The sequence below is a fragment of the Pseudomonas sp. PAMC25584 genome (assembly GCF_058135675.1).
In genome coordinates, this window is record NZ_CM176870.1 from 4,284,253 (window position 1) to 4,307,191 (window position 22,939).

General features: G+C 62.9%; 15 protein-coding genes and 1 pseudogene. 6 read left to right on the top strand and 10 right to left on the bottom strand.

The features are described 5' to 3' along the window. Nucleotides 1-17: 17 nt before the first annotated feature. The 5 genes from ACS5Q8_RS19885 to ACS5Q8_RS19905 all read right to left on the bottom strand — a co-directional run bounded on the left by ACS5Q8_RS19885 (nucleotide 18) and on the right by ACS5Q8_RS19905 (nucleotide 4,348). Nucleotides 18-1,835, bottom strand: coding sequence for an ABC transporter ATP-binding protein (locus tag ACS5Q8_RS19885; RefSeq protein WP_426102645.1), 1,818 nt, complete (start codon nucleotides 1,833-1,835; stop codon nucleotides 18-20). Next, on the bottom strand, nucleotides 1,828-2,463 hold the full coding sequence (locus tag ACS5Q8_RS19890; RefSeq protein WP_443694852.1) for a DsbA family protein: 636 nt from the start codon (nucleotides 2,461-2,463) through the stop codon (nucleotides 1,828-1,830). The genes ACS5Q8_RS19885 and ACS5Q8_RS19890 overlap by 8 nt, the downstream gene beginning before the upstream one ends. A gap of 3 nt (nucleotides 2,464-2,466) precedes the next feature. Continuing rightward, a complete protein-coding gene (gene trhO, locus ACS5Q8_RS19895) occupies nucleotides 2,467-3,408 on the bottom strand; it encodes an oxygen-dependent tRNA uridine(34) hydroxylase TrhO (RefSeq protein ID WP_276194125.1) in 942 nt (313 codons plus the stop codon). A 118-nt stretch (nucleotides 3,409-3,526) separates the two neighbouring features. Beyond that, nucleotides 3,527-3,823: a BolA family protein gene (locus ACS5Q8_RS19900; protein WP_247408105.1), complete on the bottom strand. Its 297-nt coding sequence runs from the start codon at nucleotides 3,821-3,823 to the stop codon at nucleotides 3,527-3,529. Nucleotides 3,824-3,829: 6 nt separating this feature from the next. Further along, nucleotides 3,830-4,348 carry a DUF2059 domain-containing protein gene (locus ACS5Q8_RS19905; RefSeq protein ID WP_010567461.1) on the bottom strand — a complete coding sequence of 173 codons (519 nt, stop codon included), beginning with the start codon at nucleotides 4,346-4,348 and terminating at the stop codon, nucleotides 3,830-3,832. 193 nt (nucleotides 4,349-4,541) lie between these two features. On the opposite strand from ACS5Q8_RS19905, the gene ACS5Q8_RS19910 reads away from it, so the two are divergent. Continuing rightward, nucleotides 4,542-5,930 (top strand): class II fumarate hydratase, encoded by a 1,389-nt coding sequence (locus ACS5Q8_RS19910; protein WP_276194126.1) that lies wholly within the window; start codon nucleotides 4,542-4,544, stop codon nucleotides 5,928-5,930. A gap of 495 nt (nucleotides 5,931-6,425) precedes the next feature. On the opposite strand, the gene ACS5Q8_RS19915 is transcribed toward ACS5Q8_RS19910, so the two are convergent. From ACS5Q8_RS19915 to pap, 3 genes are all read right to left on the bottom strand, one after another. Further along, a complete protein-coding gene (locus ACS5Q8_RS19915; protein WP_276194127.1) occupies nucleotides 6,426-7,382 on the bottom strand; it encodes a DMT family transporter in 957 nt (318 codons plus the stop codon). 113 nt (nucleotides 7,383-7,495) lie between these two features. Next, nucleotides 7,496-8,680 (bottom strand): thiolase family protein, encoded by a 1,185-nt coding sequence (locus ACS5Q8_RS19920; RefSeq protein WP_426102639.1) that lies wholly within the window; start codon nucleotides 8,678-8,680, stop codon nucleotides 7,496-7,498. 92 nt (nucleotides 8,681-8,772) lie between these two features. Then, nucleotides 8,773-10,290, bottom strand: a complete 1,518-nt coding sequence (gene pap / locus ACS5Q8_RS19925; protein WP_276194129.1) for a polyphosphate:AMP phosphotransferase — start codon at nucleotides 10,288-10,290, stop codon at nucleotides 8,773-8,775. A 141-nt stretch (nucleotides 10,291-10,431) separates the two neighbouring features. Here pap and mnmC point away from each other — a divergent pair, with 141 nt between their 5' ends. Beyond that, nucleotides 10,432-12,417, top strand: a complete 1,986-nt coding sequence (mnmC, locus tag ACS5Q8_RS19930; RefSeq protein WP_465159357.1) for a bifunctional tRNA (5-methylaminomethyl-2-thiouridine)(34)-methyltransferase MnmC2/FAD-dependent 5-carboxymethylaminomethyl-2-thiouridine(34) oxidoreductase MnmC1 — start codon at nucleotides 10,432-10,434, stop codon at nucleotides 12,415-12,417. Here the strand turns inward: mnmC and ACS5Q8_RS19935 are convergent. Beyond that, nucleotides 12,412-17,232: an NEL-type E3 ubiquitin ligase domain-containing protein gene (locus tag ACS5Q8_RS19935; RefSeq protein WP_465159358.1), complete on the bottom strand. Its 4,821-nt coding sequence runs from the start codon at nucleotides 17,230-17,232 to the stop codon at nucleotides 12,412-12,414. The genes mnmC and ACS5Q8_RS19935 overlap by 6 nt on opposite strands. A 309-nt stretch (nucleotides 17,233-17,541) precedes the next feature. On the opposite strand from ACS5Q8_RS19935, the gene ACS5Q8_RS19940 reads away from it, so the two are divergent. The 4 genes and pseudogenes from ACS5Q8_RS19940 to ACS5Q8_RS19955 all read left to right on the top strand — a co-directional run bounded on the left by ACS5Q8_RS19940 (nucleotide 17,542) and on the right by ACS5Q8_RS19955 (nucleotide 22,696). After that, nucleotides 17,542-19,314, top strand: coding sequence for an N-acetylglutaminylglutamine amidotransferase (locus ACS5Q8_RS19940; RefSeq protein ID WP_465159359.1), 1,773 nt, complete (start codon nucleotides 17,542-17,544; stop codon nucleotides 19,312-19,314). Nucleotides 19,315-19,317: 3 nt separating this feature from the next. Further along, entirely contained in the window at nucleotides 19,318-21,063 is a 1,746-nt protein-coding gene (gene ngg, locus ACS5Q8_RS19945; protein WP_465159360.1) for an N-acetylglutaminylglutamine synthetase, read from the top strand. A gap of 161 nt (nucleotides 21,064-21,224) precedes the next feature. After that, nucleotides 21,225-22,409: pseudogene (locus ACS5Q8_RS19950) on the top strand (osmoprotectant NAGGN system M42 family peptidase). Nucleotides 22,410-22,468: 59 nt separating this feature from the next. Further along, nucleotides 22,469-22,696, top strand: a complete 228-nt coding sequence (locus tag ACS5Q8_RS19955; RefSeq protein WP_003236706.1) for a YheU family protein — start codon at nucleotides 22,469-22,471, stop codon at nucleotides 22,694-22,696. A 9-nt stretch (nucleotides 22,697-22,705) separates the two neighbouring features. Here the strand turns inward: ACS5Q8_RS19955 and csrA are convergent, their stop codons facing one another. Beyond that, nucleotides 22,706-22,909 (bottom strand): carbon storage regulator CsrA, encoded by a 204-nt coding sequence (gene csrA, locus ACS5Q8_RS19960; protein ID WP_276194135.1) that lies wholly within the window; start codon nucleotides 22,907-22,909, stop codon nucleotides 22,706-22,708. Nucleotides 22,910-22,939 lie beyond the last annotated feature (30 nt).

The following is a 22,939-nucleotide window of genomic DNA, read 5'->3' on the forward strand; positions in this document are numbered from 1 at the left end:
GCACAGCGTAGGCTAAATCAACGCACTTGTTGCAAGTGTCCGTAAAGTTTGGCGTATAGGCCGCCATCCGCGATCAGTTGCTGATGGTCACCGTCCTCGGCGATATGCCCACCGTCGAACACCAGTACCCGATCAGCTTGTTTCACCGCCGAGAGTCGATGGGCAATGATCAGGGTAGTGCGCCCACTGAGAAACCGCGCCAGCGCCTGGTGCAGGTTGTACTCGGTGGCAGCGTCCAGGGCCGAGGTCGCCTCGTCCAGGATCACCACCTTGGGCTCGGCCAAGACCATGCGCGCAATCGCCAGGCGTTGGCGCTGGCCACCAGAAAAGCGCACGCCGGAGCGCCCCACCACACTGTCCAGGCCCAGGGGCAAGGCCTTGACGGTCGCCTCCAACTGGGCGATTTCCAGCGCCTGCCAACAGGCCTGGTCACTGCGATTGCGGCCCATGGTCAGGTTGGCACGCACGGTGTCGTTGAACAGCGCGGGGTGTTGCAGCACCACCGCGACGTGCTCGCGGATGGTCTCCAGGCCGATTTCCTGCTGGGTTGCACCGCCGAAACGAATACTCCCCGCCTGCGGTGTGTACAACCCCAGCAGCAGTTGCACCAGGGTACTTTTGCCACCGCCGCTGGCGCCGACAATCGCCACCTTCTCACCGGGCTCGATGCTGAGGTTCAACTGGTCGAGCACCCGGTCTTCGCCATAGCCGAACGTCAGGCCACGCACGTCAATACCGACCGTTTCGCGCCCGGTGAACGGGTCTGCGCCGCCGGCATATTGCGGCTCATCGGCACGGGCCAGCAGCTCGTTGATCCGCGTCAGCGCCCCGCCCGCCGCGTAGTAGGCGTATTGCAGGTTCAGCAACTGCTCCACCGGGCCGATCATGAACCACAGGTAGCTGAACACCGCGAGCATCTGGCCGATGGACAGGTCGGAAAACAGCACGGTGAGCATGGCGGCCGCGCGAAAAATGTCGATGCCGAACTGGAACAGCAAACCGCTGGCGCGGCTGGAGGCGTCGGTTTTCCATTGGGAGTGAATGGCATAGTCACGCACTTCACGGGCCCGCTGGCCGAGGCGGCCAAGGAAAAAGCCCTGGCGATTGCCCGCACGGACCTCCTGAATGGCGTCGAGGGTTTCGGTCAACGCCTGAGTGAAGCGCGAGGTGCTGTCGTTTTCGAGTTTCTTCAGGTGCTTGACGCGCTTGCCCAACTGCACCGTGGCATAGATCACCAGCGGGTTGAACAGCAGGATCAGCAACGCCAGTTGCCAGTGCATCCACACCAAAATCGCCGAGGTGCCGACCAGGGTCAACATGGCCACCAGGAAACGGCTGAGGGTTTCGCCGACGAATTTGTCCAGCGTATCCAGGTCGGTGACCAGGTGCGTGGTGACGGTGCCACTGCCGAGGCTTTCGTACTCGCCGAGGGAAATGCGCTTGAGCCGCTCGATCAGGCGCACCCGGATGCGGTAGACGATGTCCTTGGCCAGTCGCGCAAACAAACGCGCCTGCACCACGTTGAACACCAGCGCACCGCAGCGCAGGGTCAGGGTCACCAGCAGCATCAGGCCGATATAACCGGCAGCTTTCTGCCAGCCCAGGGGCAGCGCGTGGTTCATCACCTTGAGCGCGGCATCGCCATGGCCCAGCAGCACTTCGTCAACCAGCAGGGGCAACAGCAGGGGGATGGGCACGCTGCACAGGGTCGCCAGCACGGCGACACCATTGGCGACCCACAGGGATTTTTTGTGACGCAAGGCCAGGCGGCGTATTTCCGCCCAGGTCAGTCGATCAATGTGGTGGGTGGGCTCGGCGTCAGGCTGGTCAGGCACAGGCAGCTCGCTCCAGCCAGCGGGCGAGCAGCGGCGACAGCGCGGACAGCGGCTGGTAGCCGTTGGTCAGCAAGGCCAACTGGCCATTGCGCTCGGCCAGCAGCGTCGGAAAACCGGCGATCCCCAAATCCTGCACCCAGGTGAAATCGGCGGCGGTGGCGGCGTGCTGCTCGGCGCGGTCAAACGCCCCGGCGAACTCGATGCGCGGTATGCCGGCTTTTTCCGCCAGTTCCACCAGAACACTGGCGAGGGTCACGTCGCGCCCCTCGACATAAAACGCATGCTGGATCAGCCCCAGCAGCTTCCACGCGCAATCCGGCGCCAGGCTGCGCGCGGTGACGATGGCGCGGCACGCCGGCTCAGTGTCGTAGACAAAACCTTCAGGCAGCGCGCCGTCACGCTTGAACGTCTGCCCGGTGGCGTCGGTGACCGCCTGCCAGTGTTCCAGGATGTAGCGCCGTGTCGCCGGCTCCAGCGCCGCGCCGCTGCCGGTGCGCAAGCCGCCCACCACCAGGTGCAGCTCCACGCCGGCCGCCTGGGCCTGCTCGACCAACGCCTCGGCCACCGGGGCAAAGCCCCAGCACCAGGAACACATCGGGTCCATCACATAGAGCAGGCGCGCAGACATGGCTCAGACCTCGGAAGGGGTTTGCTTGTAGTTGAAGCCAATCGGGTGCGGCATATTGCGGGCCTTGGCCAGTTCAATCTGCTTTTGCCGGTCGATCGCGCTGCGACGGGTTTTCTCCGATAGCTTATCCCAGCAATGTGGACAACTGATGCCCGCCACGTAGTGCTCGGATGTACGATCTTCCACACTAACCGGTGTGCGGCAGGCATGACATTGATCGTAGTCACCTTCGCTCAAGTCGTGGCGCACGGTCACGCGGTTGTCGAACACAAAGCAGTCGCCCTGCCATTTGGTCTCGGCCTGTGGCACCTCTTCGAGGTACTTCAGGATGCCGCCCTTGAGGTGGTAAACCTCATCGAAGCCTTCGCTGAGCATATAGCTGGAAGCCTTCTCGCAACGAATGCCGCCGGTGCAGAACATGGCGACTTTCTTGTGCTTGGCCGGGTCGAAGTTGGCTTTGATGTAGTCGGGAAACTCGCGAAAACTGGTGGTTTTCGGGTCGATCGCGCCTTCAAAGGTGCCGATGGAGACTTCGTAGTCGTTGCGGGTGTCGATCAGCAGCACCTGCGGGTCGCTGATCAGCGCGTTCCAGTCCTGTGGGTCAACGTAGGTGCCGACTTTTTTGTTCGGGTCGACGCCTTCGACGCCCAGGGTCACGATCTCTTTCTTGAGCTTGACCTTGGTGCGATAGAACGGCTGCTCGTCGCAGTACGACTCTTTGTGGTCGATATCGACCATGCGCAGGTCGTTCTTCAGCCAGGCCATCAGGCCATCAATGCCTTCGCGGCTGCCGGAAACGGTGCCGTTGATGCCTTCTTCGGCGATCAGCAAGGTGCCTTTGATGCCGTTGTCGACCATCGCCTGCAGCAAGGGCTCGCGCAGGGCGACGTAGTCTTCGAGGGTGACGAACTTATACAGTGCCGCCACGACAATCGGTTGAGTCATGGGTGTTCTCTCCAGGTGGCTACCCTCGTAAGGGGTGAACCGGATGCAAAAAAAACGCGCCGGCTAAGCGGCGCGTTGCGGATTCTAGCAAATGCGGGGGGTCAGAAACACCCGGTCATCAGCTATGGCCGCCGGCGCAGGTCGGCGAGGCCGGGGCTGCGTCGATTTTCGCCCATTCTTCAGGCGTGTAGGTATGCAGCGCCAGCGCATGAAACTCGCTCATCAGGTCACCCAGGGTGGCGTAGACCTTCTGGTGGCGCTTGACGCGGTTAAGCCCTTCGAACTGCTGGCTGACCAGCACGGCCTTGAAGTGGGTCTGTAACCCACGGCTGTGCATGTGGCTTTCGTCCAGCACGCTCAAGTGGTCCGGGCCCAGGGCGGCAAGCGCCGTTTCGATACGCTGTTGCATGGTCATTCCTGCTTACTTCTTCTTGGCCGGAGCGGCGGCTTTAGGTGTCAGCTCGTTGGTCATGTCTTCCAACAGCTTGTTCACCACCGGCACGGCGCTTTCCAGCTTGGCCTGAGTCATCTGGGCCGATTGCTGGGTCAACTGCGGCATTTTTTCCAGGACTTTCTTACCCAATGGAGATTGGTAGAACGCAACCAGGTCCTTGAGCTCGGATTCGCTGAAGTTGCTGGTGTAGAGCTTGACCATGTCCGGTTTCAGTTTTGGCCAGCCGATGGCTTGGTCCAGGGCGGCATTGGCCTTGGCCTGGTAGCTGTCCAGTACGGACTGCTTGGCGGCCGGCGCTTTGGTCTGTTCGAAACGCTGGGCGAACATTTGCTGCACTTGCATGTACACCGGGGTCCCCAGCTTGTCAGCGTGGGCCAGGGTAAGGAAGGCTTCGGCACTGGCGTTGTGGCTGGCGGTATCGGCAAAAACCTGGCCGCTGGCGCAAACCAGAGCAACCGCGGTACAGATGGCACGAAGACGAGTCATCGAGTTTCCTTTTCTAGCAGGCGAGGTCAGACCCCAAGGGCGCCCATTCTGCGCCTAAAAAACCTCGCGGCTCAACCCCAGGCCTTGTCGGGCCTGGATTTGCGGTGGATGAATCCGATGAAAAGTCTTTTAGGGAACCCCCTGGGTCGATCACGGCCTAAACTGCGCAAACGAACCTGAAGGAGTGTGCCCGATGAGCCGTATCGAAACCGACAGCCTGGGAGAAGTCCAAGTCCCGGATGACGCTTACTGGGGCGCGCAGACCCAACGCTCACTGGTGAACTTCGCCATCGGCGAGCAGCGCATGCCCCTCGCGGTACTGCACGCCCTGGCCCTGATCAAGAAATCCGCCGCGCGGGTCAACAGCCGCAATGGCGACCTGCCTGCCGACATCGCGCGCCTGATCGAACAGGCCGCCGACGAAGTGCTCGACGGGCAGCATGACGACCAGTTCCCGCTGGTGGTGTGGCAGACCGGCAGCGGCACCCAGAGCAACATGAACGCCAACGAAGTGATCGCCGGGCGCGCCAACGAGCTGTCGGGCAAGGCCCGCGGCGGCAAGAGCCCGGTGCATCCGAACGATCATGTGAACCGCTCACAGAGTTCCAACGACTGCTTCCCCACCGCCATGAGCATCGCGGCGGTGCAGGCAGTCAACCAGCAACTGCTGCCCGCGATCACGCACCTGTCCGGCGGGCTGGCGGAATTGTCGGCACGCCATATGAAGCTGGTGAAGACCGGTCGCACCCATATGATGGATGCCACGCCGATCACGTTTGGTCAGGAACTCTCGGCGTTTATCGCCCAACTCGATTACGCCGAACGCGCGATCCGCAGCGCCCTGCCCCAGGTGTGCGAACTGGCCCAGGGCGGCACCGCCGTCGGCACCGGGCTCAACTCGCCCCACGGCTTTGGCGAGGCGATTGCCGCCGAACTGGCGGCCTTGTCGGGCCTGCCGTTCGTGACCGCACCCAACAAATTCGCCGCCCTCTCCGGCCACGAACCGCTGGTGACCCTGCACGGCGCCCTGAAAACCCTGGCCGTGGCCCTGATGAAAATCGCCAACGACCTGCGCTTGCTGGGCTCCGGCCCCCGCGCCGGGCTGGCAGAAGTCAAACTGCCGGCCAACGAACCGGGCAGCTCGATCATGCCCGGCAAGGTCAACCCGACCCAGTGCGAAGCGCTGTCGATGCTCGCCTGCCAGGTCCTGGGCAACGACGTAACCATCGGCATTGCCGCCAGCCAGGGGCATTTGCAGTTGAACGTGTACAAACCGGTGATCATCCATAACCTGCTGGAATCGATCCGCTTGCTGGCCGACGGCTGCAACAACTTCCAGGAACACTGCATCGCAGGCCTCGAGCCCGACGCCGAACAAATGGCCGCGCACCTGGAACGCGGGCTGATGCTGGTGACCGCACTCAACCCGCACATCGGCTACGACAAAGCCGCGCAGATCGCCAAAAAGGCTTACGCCGAAGGCCTGACCCTAAGAGAAGCCGCGCTGGACCTGGGCTACCTGACCGACGAACAGTTCGACCAATGGGTACGCCCGGAAAACATGCTGGAGGCCGGACACTAAGCGCAGCGCAGCACGTGCTTTTGCTTTGTTCTTGCTCTTGATCTGCTTTTGATCTTGATCTTAGGCGCCCCGTTAAACCACGCTGGCCGAACGCAGGTTTGAATCCGTGGGTAACCCGGCAGGACGCCGGGTTAGCCGTCCTGGGCCATGGATGGCCCATGACGGCGGCCCACGGATTCAAGCCTGCGTTCGGGCACACCGAGCCTAGGCGAGGTGCCGAGTGGTGGGGCAAGAGCGTTTTGCTTACTTTTGCGCTTTTCAAAAGTGAGCCGCCGTAAGGGCGGAACCCATAGCCGCAGTTACCGCAGCAATGGATATGAACTCGATCCAATCCAAAAAAATGGTCGCCCCAAAGGCCGCCATCGCAGGCAAGCCAGCTCCCACATTTGGAACGAGGTGAACCTGTTGGATCTGTATCGGCTGTCAGGTCGCCATCGCAAGCAAGCCAGCGCCCAAGCGTAGACCTGCATACACCCGATAAAACACCTCAGCCAATCAAGACGCCAACCGCGCCCGCCGCGCCTTGAGCCCCGCAAACAACGACGGCGCCAACGCCACCGTCGCCGACCCCAACACCACCACCAGCGCCCCCGCATAGCCCAGCGCATTGATCTCTTCAGCCTGCACAAAACCCGGCCACCACCACGCCGCCAAGGCCACCGCCACAAACGTCACCAACGGCGTCAGCGCCAGGGTCGCACTCACCCGCGAGGCTTCCCAATGAGCCAGGGCCTCGGCAAATGCCCCATAGGCCACCAGCGTGTTCATGCAGCACGCCAGCAGCAGCCAGCCTTGCAGCGGGCTCAGTTGCAGGGCCTCCAGCGGATGCGCCCAAGGCGTGAGCAACACAGCACACGACAGATAGATCACCATCATCACCTGCAGCGAATTCCACACCGTCAGCAATTGCTTCTGGCCCAGGGCGTAGAACACCCAGATCGTGGTGGCGAGCAGGACCGTCAGCACCCCGGCGGTGTAAGTGCCCAGGGACGTCAGCAACTCCACCAGACGCTGGTTGAAGAACAGGCCAAAGCCGATGAGCAACGCCACCAGGCCCAACACCTGGCCCAGGCTGAAGCGTTCTTTAAACACAAACACGCTGGCGACCATCAGGAAGATCGGCCCCATCTGCACCACCAGTTGCGCCGTGCCGGGGCTGAGCACTTTCAGGCCTACCAGGTACAGCACGTAGTTGCCCACCAGGCCGCACACGGCCATTGCGACCAGCCAACCGCCGCGCGGCCCGAGCGCGCGCACACTGGGCAACCGCTTGACGGCGGCGAGATAGACAAACAGGCAACTGCCCGCGACCGTCAAGCGAAACCAGGTGACGGTAATCGGGTCCATCACTTGCAGCACTTGCTTGAGTTTGATCGGGAGAATGCCCCAGAGCAGCGCGGTCAGCAGGGTCAAGCAAAAGCCATAGACCCAGCGCCCGGAAGAGATGTGCATGCGTGCCCCAGAAGCCAGAGGAAGTCGAACAGGCATTCTAGGGGCAAGGACACGAATTGGGATACGCCGCCGTTCAAATGTGAGGGCAGGCTTGCCTGCCCCCCACAGCGGACTCAGCGCACAGCTTCGAACAGCCCGGTCGCCCCCATGCCGCCGCCCACGCACATGGTGACGACGCCATAGCGCAGATTACGCCGCTGCAACTCACGCACCAGATGCCCGACTTGCCGCGAACCCGTCATGCCGAACGGGTGGCCGATGGAGATCGAGCCACCGTTGACGTTGTATTTGGCATTGTCGATTTCCAAGCGGTCGCGTGCGTACAGGCATTGGGAGGCGAACGCTTCGTTGAGCTCCCACAGGTCGATATCCGCCACCTGCAAGCCCCTGGCCTTGAGCATCTTGGGCACCGAGAACACCGGGCCGATGCCCATCTCATCCGGCTCGCAACCGGCCACGGTAAAGCCACGGAAAAACGCCTTGGGCTTGAGCCCCAGCGCCAAGGCTTTTTCCAGGCTCATCACCAGCGTCATCGAGGCGCCGTCGGACAATTGCGAAGAGTTGCCCGCCGTCACCGAACCGTCTTCGGCAAACACCGGTTTCAGGCCCTGGAGACTGGCCAGGGTGGTGTCGGGGCGGTTGCAGTCGTCGCGGTCGACTACGCCGTCGAGCACCTGCACTGCGCCGGTATTTTTGTCCTCGACGCTGTACTTGACCGCCATCGGCACGATTTCATCGTCGAACAAACCATCGGCCTGGGCCTGGGCGGTGCGCTGCTGGCTTTGCAGGGCATACCGGTCCTGGTCCTCGCGGCTGACGTTATAGCGGCGCGCGACGATTTCGGCGGTCTGGCCCATGGGAAAATAGAGGCCCGGCACCTGCGCTTTGAGCAGCGGGTTGATCAGGTTGTCGGTGTTGACGCTTTTCATGGTCAGGCTGATGGACTCGACGCCGCCAGCGACGATGATATCGCTGCAGCCCGAGGCGATCTGGTTGGCCGCGATGGCAATCGCCTGCAAGCCCGAGGAACAGAAACGGTTGAGGGTCATCCCTGCCGTACCGGTGCCCAGTTGCGACAGCACCGCGACGTTGCGCCCGATGTTGTAGCCCTGCGCGCCCTCGTTGGAGCCCGCACCGACGATGCAATCCTCTACCGTCGCCGGGTCAATGCCATTGCGCACGAGCAGCGCGTTGACGCAATGGGCCGCCATGTCATCCGGCCGGGTCTGGTTGAACTTGCCGCGAAAGGATTTGGCCAGGCCGGTTCGCACGCTGTCGACGATCACTACTTCACGCATGGGGCTACCTCGATCTTGTCGTTGTTGGGAGAGGGATCGAGGATAGATCCAGGCCTGCCCAACCGCGACGATCATTCACCCCGCCTATAGGCCTACTTCTTCTTGCCTTTCTGGTCGTGCTTGTCGGACTGGGCAAACGCCTCTTCCAAGGCCAGGTTGATGGTGCGCAGCACCTTGACCCGCGCCCAGCGCTTGTCATTGGCTTCGACCAGGGTCCACGGCGAGACCTCGGTGCTAGTGCGGTCGACCATATCGCCCACGGCGGCACGGTATTCATCCCACTTCTCGCGGTTACGCCAGTCGTCTTCGGTGATCTTGAAGCGTTTGAACGGGATCGCTTCGCGGGCCTGGAAGCGCTCCAGTTGGGTATCCTTGTCGATGGCCAGCCAGAACTTGACCACGATCACCCCGGCGTCGCGCAGTTGCTCTTCGAAATCATTGATCTCGCCATAGGCGCGCATCCAGTCCGCCGGGGTGCAGAAACCTTCGATGCGCTCCACCAGCACACGACCGTACCAGGAGCGGTCAAACACGGAGAACATGCCCCGCGCCGGAATCTGCCGCCAAAAGCGCCACAGGTAAGGCTGAGCGCGCTCGTCTTCGGTGGGCGCGGCGATCGGGATGATATGGTACTGGCGGGGATCGAGGGCCGCCGCTACCCGTCGGATCGCCCCACCTTTGCCAGCCGCATCGTTACCTTCAAATACCGTGATCAGAGCGTGCTTGCGCATGCGTTTATCACGCATCAGGCCGGAAAGACGCGCCTGTTCAGTGATCAATTGCTCTTCGTAATCGTCTTTTTCCAGGCTCAAGGTCATGTCGAGACTGTTGAGCAGGCTCACTTGATCCACAGCCACCGGCAACGGTGCCGGGTTCATGCCGCTGACTTTGCCCTTGGGTTGCCTCAAGGCGTTTTGCAGGCCTTCGAGTAGAATCTTGCCCACGGTGAGACTGCGGTAATTGCTGTCGACCCCTTCGATCACATACCAAGGCGCGTAGTCGCGGCTGGTACGGCGCAGGATGCGTTCGCCGAAGTGGACGAACTTGTCGTAGGTCTTGGACTGCTGCCAGTCCAGCGGGCTGATCCGCCAACTGTGCAGCGGGTCGTCGGCCAGGGCCTTGAGCCGCGCCTTCATCTGTTTCTTGGACAGGTGAAACCAGAACTTGAAGATCAGCGCGCCTTCGTCGCAGAACATCTTCTCCAGGCGCTCAGCGCCGGCGATGGCCTGGTCGAGCCGCGCGTCCTTGATTTCGCCCTGCACGCGGCTTTGCAGCATCTGGCTGTACCAGTTGCCGAAGAAGACCCCCATGCGGCCTTTCGCAGGCAACTGCCGCCAGTAACGCCAGGCCGGCGGGCGCGCCAGTTCTTCGTCGGTCTGCTGGTCGAAGGTGCGCACTTCGATCAAGCGCGGGTCCATCCATTCGTTGAGCAGCTTGACCGTCTCGCCCTTGCCGGCGCCTTCGACGCCGTTGATCAGGATGATCACCGGGAACCGTTTCTGCTGTTGCAGCTCGAACTGCACTTCGAGCAAGGCTTCGCGCAGGGCCGGCACTTCGGCGTCGTAAGTGTCTTTGTCGATGGCATGACCGATTTCAGCGGATTCGAACATGAGCAGCTCCGTTTCAAGATGACTCAAGACTAGCGGATTGGGCAGCAACACGCGGCAGGAAATTCAACCCTCGCTTGCCATGGATCAATTCATTGCCGGTTGATCGGCTAGAATGGCCGCCTTGCCTTTGCCGAGTCGCCCATGAACCCTGTAACCCACGCCCAGCTCGACTGGGATGACCAAGGTCGCCCGCATTCGCGGGTGTTCGACGATGTGTACTTTTCCGACCAGTCGGGCCTTGAAGAAACCCGCTATGTGTTCCTCGAACAGAACCGTTTGCAGGCACGGTTTGCGGCCTTGCCGGCGGGTGGGCGCCTAGTGATCGGCGAAACCGGGTTTGGCACCGGGCTGAACTTTCTCTGCGCCTGGCAACTGTTCGAGCAACACGCGGTGGCCGGTGCTCGCCTGCATTTTGTCAGTGTGGAAAAGTACCCGCTGAGCCACGCCGACCTGCAACGCGCCCTGCTGCTCTGGCCGCAACTGCAGCCGTTCGCCGCGCAATTGCTGGCGCAGTACATCGCCATCCACCCAGGCTTCCAGCGCCTGCTGCTGGATAACGGCCGCGTGACCTTGACCCTGCTGATCGGCGACGCCCTGGAGCAGTTGCCGCAGCTGGATGCGCAAATCGACGCGTGGTTTCTCGACGGTTTCGCCCCGGCGAAAAACCCGGATATGTGGACCGCCGAGCTGTTTGCCGAACTGGCACGCCTGGCGGCCCCGGGATCGACCATCAGCACCTTCACCAGCACCGGGTGGGTGCGACGCCTGATCAATGCCGCCGGGTTCAAGATGAAGCGCACACCGGGCATCGGCCATAAATGGGAAATCCTGCGCGGCGAATTCCTCGGCTGGCCGGCCGAGACGCCGTTGCCAGCCGTGAGCAAACCGTGGTTCGCGCGCCCGGTGCCGCTGCGCGGTGAGCGCAGCGCTCTGGTGATCGGCGGCGGCCTGGCCGGCTGCACGACGGCGGCCAGCCTCGCTGCACGCGGCTGGAATGTCAGCCTGCTGGAACGCCATGCCCGCCTGGCCGAGGAAGCCTCGGGCAACCCGCAAGGGGTGCTGTACCTCAAGTTGTCGGCCCATGGCACGGCCCTTTCGCAATTGATTTTGAGCGGGTTCGGCCACACCCGGCGCCTGCTCGAACACCTGCACCGAGGCGTCGACTGGGACGGTTGCGGCGTGCTGCAACTGGCGTTCAACGCCAAGGAAGCCGAGCGCCAGGCCCAGTTGGCTGCAGCGTTTGCCCCTGGCCTGCTGCACCCGTTGGACCAGGCCCAGGCCCAAGCGCGCGCCGGTGTGGCGCTGGAACACGGCGGGCTGTTTTTCCCCGAGGGCGGCTGGGTACATCCGCCGGCCTTATGCGAATGGCAAGCCCGGCACCCGTTGATCAACGTACTGACGCATCACGAGGCCCTTGAGTTGCAACGGGTTGACGGGCAATGGCACGCCCTGGCCGGCGACACCCTACTGGCCAGCGCCACGGTGGTGGTGCTGGCCGGCGCGGCCGAGATCAAGCGGTTCCCGTTCAGCGCCGAGCTGCCCCTCAAGCGCATTCGCGGGCAAATCACCCGCCTGGCGCAAACCCCAGACAGCCTGGCGCTGGCCACCGTGGTCTGTGCCGAAGGCTATGTGGCCCCGGCGCGCCTCGGCGAACACACCCTGGGTGCCAGCTTCGACTTCAAGAGTGACGACCTGGCGCCGACAGTCGCCGAGCATGTCGGCAACCTGGAGATGCTGCGGGAAATCTCTGTCGACCTGGCACACCGCTTGGGCGCCGACGCCCTCGCCGCCGATCAACTCGAAGGGCGCGCCGCGTTCCGCTGCACCAGCCCCGACTACCTGCCGATTGTCGGGCCGCTGGCCGATCACGCCCTCTTCGACCAGGCCTACGCCGCGCTGCGCAAGGATGCCCGCCAAGTCCCCGAGGCCGCGTGCCCGTGGCTCGACGGCGTGTACATCAACAGCGGCCACGGCTCGCGCGGCCTAGTGACTGCGCCGCTGTGCGCCGAATTGTTGGCGGCCTGGCTGGACGATGAACCCTTGCCGCTGCCCAAAAGCGTGGCCGACGCCTGCCATCCGAATCGATTTGCCTTGCGTGCATTGATCCGCGGCACGGGCGGGTTATAACAACGGCAGCGGGCAGGCGGTCAGCGCACCGGGTTTGAGTGCCTCTTCGGTCTGGCGCCTGATCTCGGTGGACTCAACCTGCGCCCGCGCCTGCAAAATCACGTTCATCTGCTCGCGGTAGTCGGCATCACCCAACGTCTCGCCCTGATCAAACACCGCCTGCATCCGTTCGTCGAACGGCTTGGTCAAGCGGTCGAGCGGCACACTGTTAGCTTTCTTCAAATAGCCCGTCCACAACGGCAACTCAACCAGATAATTCAACAACTCGCTTGAGTTCTCGGCTGCGCGGAGCTCGTCAGCGGCTTCCGTCAAGTGCTGGGACGTCACCTCAGCCAAGCTCTCAAAACGCATATGTTTGGGTTGGCCCGGCAGGTGAAACCTGTCGGCCAAGCCTTTTCGAAAGGCCAGGCTCACCTCCAGCGGGTCAGCACTGGGGTGATCTTCGCTATGACGCCGGGCATAACGCTCAAGTTGGTCGAGCCGAAATAATCCCCGGCCGAAATGCAGTAACGGTTCGGCGGTCAACTGACCGCCCTCGACCGACCTTGAAGCCTCGTGAATATGCGTCAGCACCTCTAGATTGCTGAAACTCGCGGCCGCGGCATCATCACAATTGAGCGGAGTAGCGGCGCGCTCAAAGATTTCTTGGCGCAAGCCGGCATCGGTTTCGGCCGAGTCCAGCACCCACCACACACGCCGACTCATGTCCTCGCGGACCTTCTTGGTATCAGCGGTGCCCCCCAGCCCGGCCAGTAGGTTGAACAGCCCATCGGAGCCAGGTTCCGCCCTGAGCGCGGTCCAGGTGGACTGTTTGGTGGTAAACAGCGTGCCCACGTCCTTCAACCAGAGCTCCTGCGCCCGTTGCTCGGTCATACGGGCAATGTCATCTTCCAGAAAACCCATGCCCACGCCGACACGGGTTCGGTAGTTGCTCAATAGTTGCCGGCTGGGGGCGTCCAGCGGGTTGTCCCCAAGGTTGAGCGTGCGTGCAACCCCACGCGGGACATCGGCCAGCCATTGCGGCAACTGCGTGATTCGATTGCCACGCAGGTCCACCGTTTCCAGGTACGGCGGCCGTCGTAGACCGACAGGCAACTCCCTGAGCGAGCAGCTATTGAGGAACAGCGTTTGCAAATCCAGCATCCGACTGATCGTCGGCGGGTTCAGCAGCGGGTTGCGGTTCAGGTCCAGTAACCGCAGTTCGGTCAAGCCCGCCAGGGTCGTGCGGGAGACTTCGGTCAGTTGCAGTTGGTTGTCGCTCAGGTACAAGCGCTGCAACCCGGGCATCTGCTCCAGCGTCTGCGGCAGGTCGGTCAGCTTGTTGCCCATCAGGTCGAGCGTCTGCAGCCCCTTGAAATGCCCAAGGAACTGCGTAACGTCATTGTTGAGCGCCATGTGCTTGAGCGACAGCACGCGGACATGGGCGAAATCAACTTCAGCAGGTAACTGAGGCAAAGGGCCCGTCGCCATGGCGTCCAACTTCAGGCCAAATACCTGCCCCTCCTCATCGGGCAGCAGTGTTTTGCGTTTCCAACTGCGCTCAATGGCCTTCATGACCGATTGGCGAGCCGAGCGAAAGTCCTTCCGGGCAGAGCGAGACATATCTTTCGTAGCCGCCTTGTCGTCATACCAGCGCTTCAACGTCAGCAACAGCACCTTGAGTTGTCTTTCCAACCCTTTGACAGCCTTGGCGCGCGACACGTGATCCGGGCCCAGGTCCTGCAGCAATCGTGAGAGCTGGCGTGAATCCAGTTTAGGGTAGAGCTTGCGCGCCTTGCGCATCAGTGCGGCCGGTTGCGCCGGCGGATCTTCCAATACCGCCTGAATACAGGCCAACGCTGGCTTGGGTACCGGGCGCTCCGGCCAGAGGCAACGCGCCAGCGTCTTGCGCTCCGCTTCAGCCTTGGCCAGCAGATCATGCCGCAAGAAAGCGCCGCGCTGCCCGCCGTTCAGCTTCAGCGTGGCCAGTTGATCGGCCGACAACGTGTCTGTCAGGGCCTGGTAAAAACCCTCCTCACCGGTGGCGAGCGTGCCCAAAGCCTTGCCGTGCCCATCAAATGCCTGACAGCCCTTGGCAGATGTCACGACAGTGCGCCGCAACGCCGCGCCCGGCGTCCCACCTTGCGCAATCAGCTCACCCGTGAGCGTTTCGCGGCGCACTTGCAGCGACATCGCCTGCGGCCAATCGGGTACTCGTGCCAGCAGCCCGACCACCAGGCGCTGGGTGGCTTCGCTGCCTTGTCGTGGCCAGTACAAACCACTGAGCGCCTGATCCTCCTCAAGCAGTTGCAACGCCTCCCGGGTCTGTTGCGCCAGCGCCAGCGGCACCCGACCGGCCTCACGCAAACGCCCGCGTTCCACGCTCGAAGTCTTGGACAGCAGCTCCCAGGCGATGCGATTGGGCAAGCGCGGATAGTGCGACTTGAGCAGGCCATGATCGCTGTGGGTGATCACGTCGGAGTGCTGATACAACTGCTCATACACCTGCCGATGAGTGACCTGAAGCGAGGCGAGCAAGCGACGTTTCAACGTCTCCTCGGCCTCATCAGCTTCCACCACCCCACCGAGCAATGCCTGGGTTTCATCAGCGTCCAACGCGGACAGCAGCGTGGGCATCACCTCGCCGTTTTCCAACTGTTGCTTGGTGAGGTGGATGCTCAGGTCCTCATAATCAAAGGGTGCTACATCCGGGTAGCGTTCAAGCAAGTTGCCCTCATTGTCCAGCACCTCGAAGAAGCGCCCGCTGGGCCAACCGGCCATATACGGCAATGCGAACATCTGGGTGCGTGCCGTACCGGTATCCAACTGCGCCTGGTGTTCAAGCTGCCAGGTCAGGTCACGCACTTTTTGTTCTTGTATGAAACGCGCCACCCCCTCCTTGAAGCGCTCCGGTAATGGCAGGTTCTCCACAGCCCGGTAACGCAACTCGGACAACGACAGGTCGGTAATGCTCGCAATCTCCTTCAAGCGCTCATCGCTCAGCGCCCCAAGCGCGGGATGCAAGCGTTTGATGATGTATGACGGGCTTTCCCATTCCTCGGGCCGCTCCCACTCAAACCGCCAGCCCCCCGTCAAATTATGCTCAAGCACCGGACGATAGGCCTCGCTGTGCAGCGGGTGCGTGGCTCGCCACTGCTTGGCGTGGGTGTCGAAGACCATCGAATACACCCCGCCTTCGATCTTGACGTAGAACTTCCCGTTGACCTGATACACGCCCGCGCCGTTAGCCACGGTGCCGGCGATCACGTCCGGGGGCTGACGATAGGCGCGGGGCCGACGCGGCCATAACCATGCGCTGTCGTCGGGCCGCTTGACGGCCTCCATGCCGTCAAAAAAATCCACCGGCCGGGTGACCAGGCGCTTGGCCGCACTAAACACCTTTGCACCTGCCGCAAACAGGGCCATACCCGCCATGCTTTCAGCCACGTTGAGCAAATGCCCGAGCGCCTCGGCTTTTTCACGATGAGTCCAGTCGTCGATGCCCTCAAACACTTCGCCCAGCAACTGGCCGATGCCAATCCCGGTCATCAAGGCCCCCACCACCGGCACCACAAAACCGGCGACGTTGAGCACGGTCAAGCCGGCGTCCAGGTAGCTCTGCAGACGCTGCTGACGGGCGTCTTCATCCGCCTGCGCCGTGGGCACGGCCAGCACGTGCGCGTCCAGCAGCAACTTGCCGGTGCCAACGTTGAAAAAGAAGCTCGACAGATTGCCCGTCTCCGCCACCGGCTCCAGACGCGCCAGGGTTCGGCGCTGGTCAAATCGCTGGAAAAACCCGAAGCGTTCCGACTCATCCAGGTAGCCGGTAAAGAAGCGCCGATACGCCTGCACCTGGAGCTTGAGCGTCAGGTACTGCTTGAAGTCATCCAGCGACGGGTACTCGTACCAGGGCCTTAGCGGCTCATTGGGCATGTAGAGCACCACCGGGCCCGAGGAAAAACCATCTGTCGCCGCGTGGGCCAATACCATCACGCCCCACACGCAGCTTCCGCCGATATTCAGCCCCTGCCAGACCAGCGGTTTACCGTGAAACAGCAGATGTTGCATCTGGTCGGCGGGGGCATTCGCCTTGATCAGCGCCAGCACTACCGTGTAGGTCGACTGGCTGATATCGCCCTTCGCGTAAGCGATGTGTAGATCGGTCTGCATGTCCATGCGCCTGGCTTGCCCCAGGGTCGAGACGGCCGGGTTGTAACCGCGCTCCGCCGCCACCGAGTCGCCGGGGGCTGACAGGTTAAACACCTCCCGCAGATGCTGTTGATAGGCGGCACCGAGGTCCAGTTCCCGGCAGTAGCCCACGAAGGTTTCGGCGCTGAGGCCTTGAACGACCGTCTGGCCCACACGAATGACCGATCCCTGCGGCATCCCCCCGGGCTCGGCAAGCGCCTGCGGGAAGTTCTGCATGGCCGCCTGCAGCAGGCTATGTCGCTCAGTCTTGATCACCTCAATCGCCGGGCCGATAGGGGCTTTCATTTTGTAAGAACGCCGGGGCACCTCCAGCATGTCGTGCTCGATATCCAACGACGCGTGCCCCTTGCTGGCCAAAAATGCCTGGAGCCGTTCGGCGCAAAAAACCTTGAGCGATTTGACCCGCGCCAACAGGCGCGCCGCTTGTTCGTGAGGGTGCTGGCTATCTGCATGGGCATCTTGCAGGGCCTGGCGCGTCTGGGTATCGGCGTCGATCCACCAGGCGGGCAACTTCTCTTGCAGCACTTGGGCTTTGTCCAGGTCTGCGGTGATCTCCAACAATGTGGCGGTGATGTCTTCTTGCGTCACCGGCGCGGGGGTTTGAGCTGAATCCTGTGATTCGGCCATCGGGAGCCTTCCTTATTGCATTGAGTAATGACGCTCAACAATAAGCCCGACGCCTGCGCCGAATGACGCAAAAACCGGGGCGGTTGCCCCACCAAACCGCGCAAAATTTGTATGTTTACCAGGCCTATTTACCGCCCGCGAATCCGCCGCCACGCGCGGCGCAGGGTCGCGCCCGAGCAGTCAAGGCTCTTTGCCTTATAACAGATCGTTCTAAAACTCCGTTGATTTGCCCGTGTCAGTTTCTGGGTACGCGCCCTTTGGGCGTATTGAGTGTTGAACCTCCCCAACGGAAAAACCGGTAAGGAATTTATGTGCGGATTAGCTGGAGAACTACGTTTCGATGCCCAACCTGCCGACCTGGCTGCGATTGAGCGCATCACCCATCACTTGGCCCCACGCGGCCCCGACGCCTGGGGCTTCCATGCCCAAGGGCCGATTGCCCTGGGCCATCGGCGCCTGAAAATCATGGACCTGTCGGACGGTTCTGCCCAACCGATGGTCGACGCGCAGTTGGGTTTGTCCCTGGCCTTCAACGGCGCGATCTATAACTTCCCGGAACTGCGCCAGGAGCTGGAAGCCTTGGGCTACGCCTTCTATTCCGGCGGCGACACCGAGGTGCTGCTCAAGGGCTACCACGCGTGGGGCGAAGCCCTGCTGCCCAAGCTCAACGGCATGTTTGCGTTTGCCATCTGGGAGCGCGATGCCCAGCGTCTGTTTATTGCACGTGACCGTCTGGGCGTGAAGCCGCTGTACCTGTCGCGCACCGGCCAGCGCCTGCGATTTGCCTCGACGTTGCCGGCGCTGCTCAAGGGCGGCGATATCAACCCGCTCCTCGATCCGGTGGCGCTCAACCATTACCTGAACTTCCACGCCGTGGTGCCCGCGCCGCGCACGCTGCTGGCCGGCATCGAGAAACTGCCGCCGGCCAGTTGGATGCGTATCGACGCCAACGGCAACATCGAGCAGAAAACCTGGTGGACCCTGCCCTACGGCCCGCGTGAGGATGAGCAGCACCTGACCCTCGAAGACTGGACCGACCGCGTACTCGACAGCACCCGCGAAGCCGTGGCCATCCGCCAACGCGCCGCCGTGGATGTGGGCGTGCTGCTGTCCGGCGGCGTCGATTCGAGCCTGCTCGTCGGCCTGCTGCGTGACGTCGGCGTGCAGGACCTGTCGACCTTCTCCATCGGCTTTGAAGACGCCGGCGGTGAACGCGGCGACGAGTTCCAATACTCGGACCTGATCGCCAAGCACTACGGCACCCGTCACCACCAACTGCGCATCGCCGAGCGCGAGATCATCGAGCAACTGCCAGCGGCGTTCCGCGCCATGAGCGAGCCGATGGTCAGCCACGACTGCATCGCCTTTTACCTGCTGTCACGGGAAGTGGCCAAGCACTGCAAAGTGGTGCAAAGCGGCCAGGGCGCCGACGAGCTGTTCGCCGGTTACCACTGGTACCCGCCCGTGGACGGCGCCAGCGATCCGTATGCGGCGTACCGCGAGGCGTTTTTCGACCGCAGCTACGACGACTACGCGGCCACCGTCACGCCGAAATGGCTGACCGCCAACGACGCCGCCGGCGACTTCGTGCGCGAGCATTTCGCGATGCCGGGCGCGGACGCCGCCGTGGACAAGGCCCTGCGCCTGGACAGCACGGTGATGCTGGTGGACGACCCGGTCAAACGCGTCGACAACATGACCATGGCCTGGGGCCTGGAGGCGCGCACACCGTTTCTCGACTACCGCCTGGTGGAACTGTCGGCCCGCGTACCGGGCAAATTCAAATTGCCCGACGGCGGCAAGCAAGTCCTCAAGGAAGCGGCGCGTCGGGTCATCCCGAGTGAAGTCATCGACCGCAAGAAGGGTTACTTCCCGGTGCCCGGCCTCAAGCATTTGCAGGGCGATACCTTGAACTGGGTCCGCGATTTGCTGCTGGACCCGAGCCAGGACCGCGGCCTGTTCAATCCGGCCATGCTCGACCGCTTGCTCACCGACCCACACGGTCAACTCACCCCGCTGCGCGGCTCCAAGCTGTGGCAACTGGCGGCGCTGAACCTGTGGCTCAGCGAACAAGGAATCTGATCGATGAAACCTCTCGCAGCGGCTTACAGCCAACGCTTGCTCAAGGGCCAGGCGCCGACCTACGAGCGCCTGCAAGCACGCCTGGCCGAAGACGGCAGCCCACTGGCCGCCGAGCCGATCGCGGTGCATTGCGGCTGGGGCCGGTTGTTGATCGGCCACACGTTTCCCGACCCGGCCAGCCTCGCCGAGGAGCTGCTCAATGAGCAGGCCGGCGAGCGCGACATCGCGCTGTACGTGGCCGCGCCCCAGCAGATCCTGGGGATCGATCCGCAGCAACTGTTCCTCGACCCGTCCGACACCTTGCGCTTGTGGTTCTCTGACTATCGTCCGTCGACCCGCGTGTTTCGTGGCTTCCGTATTCGCCGCGTGCAGACCGAGGCCGATTGGCAGGCGGTCAACCAGCTCTACCAGGGACGCGGCATGCTGCCGGTCGACGCCGCACGCCTGACGCCCCGCCACGCGGGCGGCCCGGTGTATTGGCTGGCCGAGGACGAAGACAGCGGCGCGGTGATCGGCAGCGTGATGGGCCTCAACCACCAGAAAGCCTTCCAGGACCCGGAAAACGGTTGCAGCCTGTGGTGCCTGGCGGTCGACCCGCACTGCACCCGCCCCGGCGTCGGCGAAGTGCTGGTGCGCCATCTGGTGGAACACTTCATGAGCCGTGGCCTGAGCTACCTGGACCTGTCGGTGCTACACGACAACCGCCAGGCCAAGAGCCTGTACGCCAAGCTCGGCTTTCGCGCCCTGGCCACCTTTGCGATCAAGCGCAAGAACGGCATTAACCAGCCGCTGTTCCTCGGCCCGGGCCCGCAGGTGGGGTTCAACCCCTACGCGCGGATCATCGTCGAAGAAGCCCATCGTCGTGGCATCGACGTGCACGTGGACGACGCCGACGCCGGCCTGTTCACCCTCAGCCATGGCGGCCGACGCGTGCGCTGCCGTGAATCGTTGAGCGACCTGACCAGCGCCATCAGCATGACCTTGTGCCAGGACAAAAGCCTGACCCACAAGGTGCTCAACGCCGCCGGGTTGAAACTGCCGGCGCAACAACGGGCAGGCAGCGCCGATGACAACCTGGAGTTCCTCGACGAACACCAGCGCATCGTGGTCAAACCGCTCGATGGCGAACAAGGCCAAGGCGTGGCGGTGGATCTGCAGACCATCGAAGAGGTGCAACAAGCGATTGAAGCCGCGCGCCAGTTCGACAGCCGGGTCTTGCTCGAAAGTTTCCACGAAGGCCTGGACCTGCGCATCCTGGTGATCGGCTTCGAGGTGGTCGCCGCAGCGATCCGCCGCCCGGCCGAAGTGATAGGTGACGGCCAGCATTCGATCCGCGCCCTGATCGAGGCGCAAAGCCGTCGTCGCCAGGCCGCCACCGACGGCGAAAGCAAAATCCCCCTGGACACCGAAACCGAGCGCACCCTGCACGCCGCCGGTTATGACTACGCCAGCATCCTGCCCAGTGGCGTGCAGTTGGCCGTGCGCCGAACCGCCAACCTGCACACCGGCGGCTGCCTGGAAGACGTCACCGGGATCCTCCATCCGACGCTGGTCGACGCCGCCGTGCGCGCCGCGCGGGCCCTCGACATCCCGATGGTCGGCCTCGACCTGATGGTGCCGGCGGCCGATCAACCGGAGTACGTGTTTATCGAAGCCAACGAACGGGCCGGGCTGGCCAATCATGAACCGCAGCCTGCGGCGGAGCGGTTTGTGGATTTGTTGTTTCCGCACAGTCAGCCGAGCGCTTGAAAGATGTATTGCCTGGAGCGGCGCTATCGCGGGCAAACCCGCTCCCACAGGTGACCGCATTCCACATGTAGGAGCGGACTCGCCCGCGCTGAAGCCCGCCCCGCCACCGCCGCTAACCCCTCATCGAAACCATCGATGCCCTCACCCCATCAGGAGTTTCCATGACCCGAACCCTCCCCGAACCGGATCTCAACTACCTGCAAAAAGTGCTGCTGGAAATGCTCGCCATTCCCAGCCCGACCGGCTTTACCGACACCATCGTGCGCTATGTCGCCGAGCGCCTGGAAGAACTCGGCATCCCCTTTGAAATGACCCGCCGTGGCACCATCCGCGCCACCCTCAAGGGCCAGAAAAACAGCCCCGACCGCGCGGTATCCGCGCACTTGGACACCATCGGCGCCGCCGTGCGGGCGATCAAAGACAACGGCCGCCTGACGCTCGCCCCGGTCGGCTGTTGATCGAGCCGCTTTGCCGAAGGCAGCCGCGTCAGCCTGTTCACCGACAACGGCGTGATCCGTGGCAGCGTGTTACCGCTGATGGCCTCCGGGCATGCGTTCAACACCGCCGTGGATGAAATGCCGGTGAGTTGGGACCATGTCGAACTGCGTCTGGACGCGTACTGCGCCACCCGCGCCGATTGCGATTCCCTGGGGATCGGCATCGGTGACTATGTGGCGTTCGACCCGCTGCCCGAGTTCACCGAGAGCGGGCATATCAGCGCGCGTCACCTCGATGACAAGGCCGGCGTCGCCGCCCTGCTCGCCGCCCTCAAGGCGATCATCGACAGCGGCGAACCCTTGCTGATCGACTGCCACCCGCTGTTCACCATCACCGAGGAAACCGGCAGTGGCGCGGCGGCCGCGCTGCCCTGGGACGTGAGTGAGTTTGTCGGCATCGACATCGCCCCGGTCGCCCCCGGCCAGCATTCCAGCGAGCATGCCGTCAGCGTGGCGATGCAGGATTCCGGCGGGCCGTATGACTATCACCTGTCGCGTCACCTGCTGCGCCTGGCGACAGATAACGAACTGCCGGTACGCCGCGACCTGTTTCGTTATTACTTCAGTGATGCGCACTCGGCGGTCACCGCCGGCCACGACATTCGCACCGCCTTGCTGGCGTTTGGTTGCGATGCGACCCACGGCTACGAACGCACCCACATCGACAGCCTCGCGGCGCTGAGCCGTTTGTTGACGGCTTACATTCTCAGCCCGCCAGTGTTCGCCAGCGACGCGCAACCGGCGCAAGGTTCACTGGACCGGTTCAGTCATCAGCTCGAGCACGAGACCCAGATGGAAAGCGACACCCGCGTGCCGTCGGTGGACAGCCTGGTCGGCCAGAAGTCCTGACACTGGCAACAACGGTCCCGGCGCAGTAGCATCGCCGGGACTTAACCCCAGAGGCTTGTATGCTGATTCCCTACGACGCACTTGAAGTCGACACCCTGACCCGCCTCATCGAAGACTTCGTGACCCGCGACGGCACCGACAATGGCGACGACACGCCCCTGGAAACCCGCGTACTGCGCGTACGCCAGGCACTGACCAAGGGCCAGGCATTGATCGTATTCGACCCCGACAGCGAGCAATGCCAGTTGATGCTCAAACACGACGTGCCCAAGCATCTGTTCGACTGAAAGGGCAGTTCAGGGATTGGGCACCCGCACCGGATGAGTGGCGGTGCCCTGGCGTTCGACGATCTTCTGGTACACCTCGGCGCGATGGACCTGCACCCCGGCCGGGGCTTCGACCCCGAATTTCACCTGGGAACCGTTGAGTTCGAGAATGTGCAAGGCGATGTCATCGCCGATGGAAATGATTTCGCCTACGGCACGGCTTAAGACCAGCATGGCGGTTGTCCTTTTCGAGTGACAGGACCC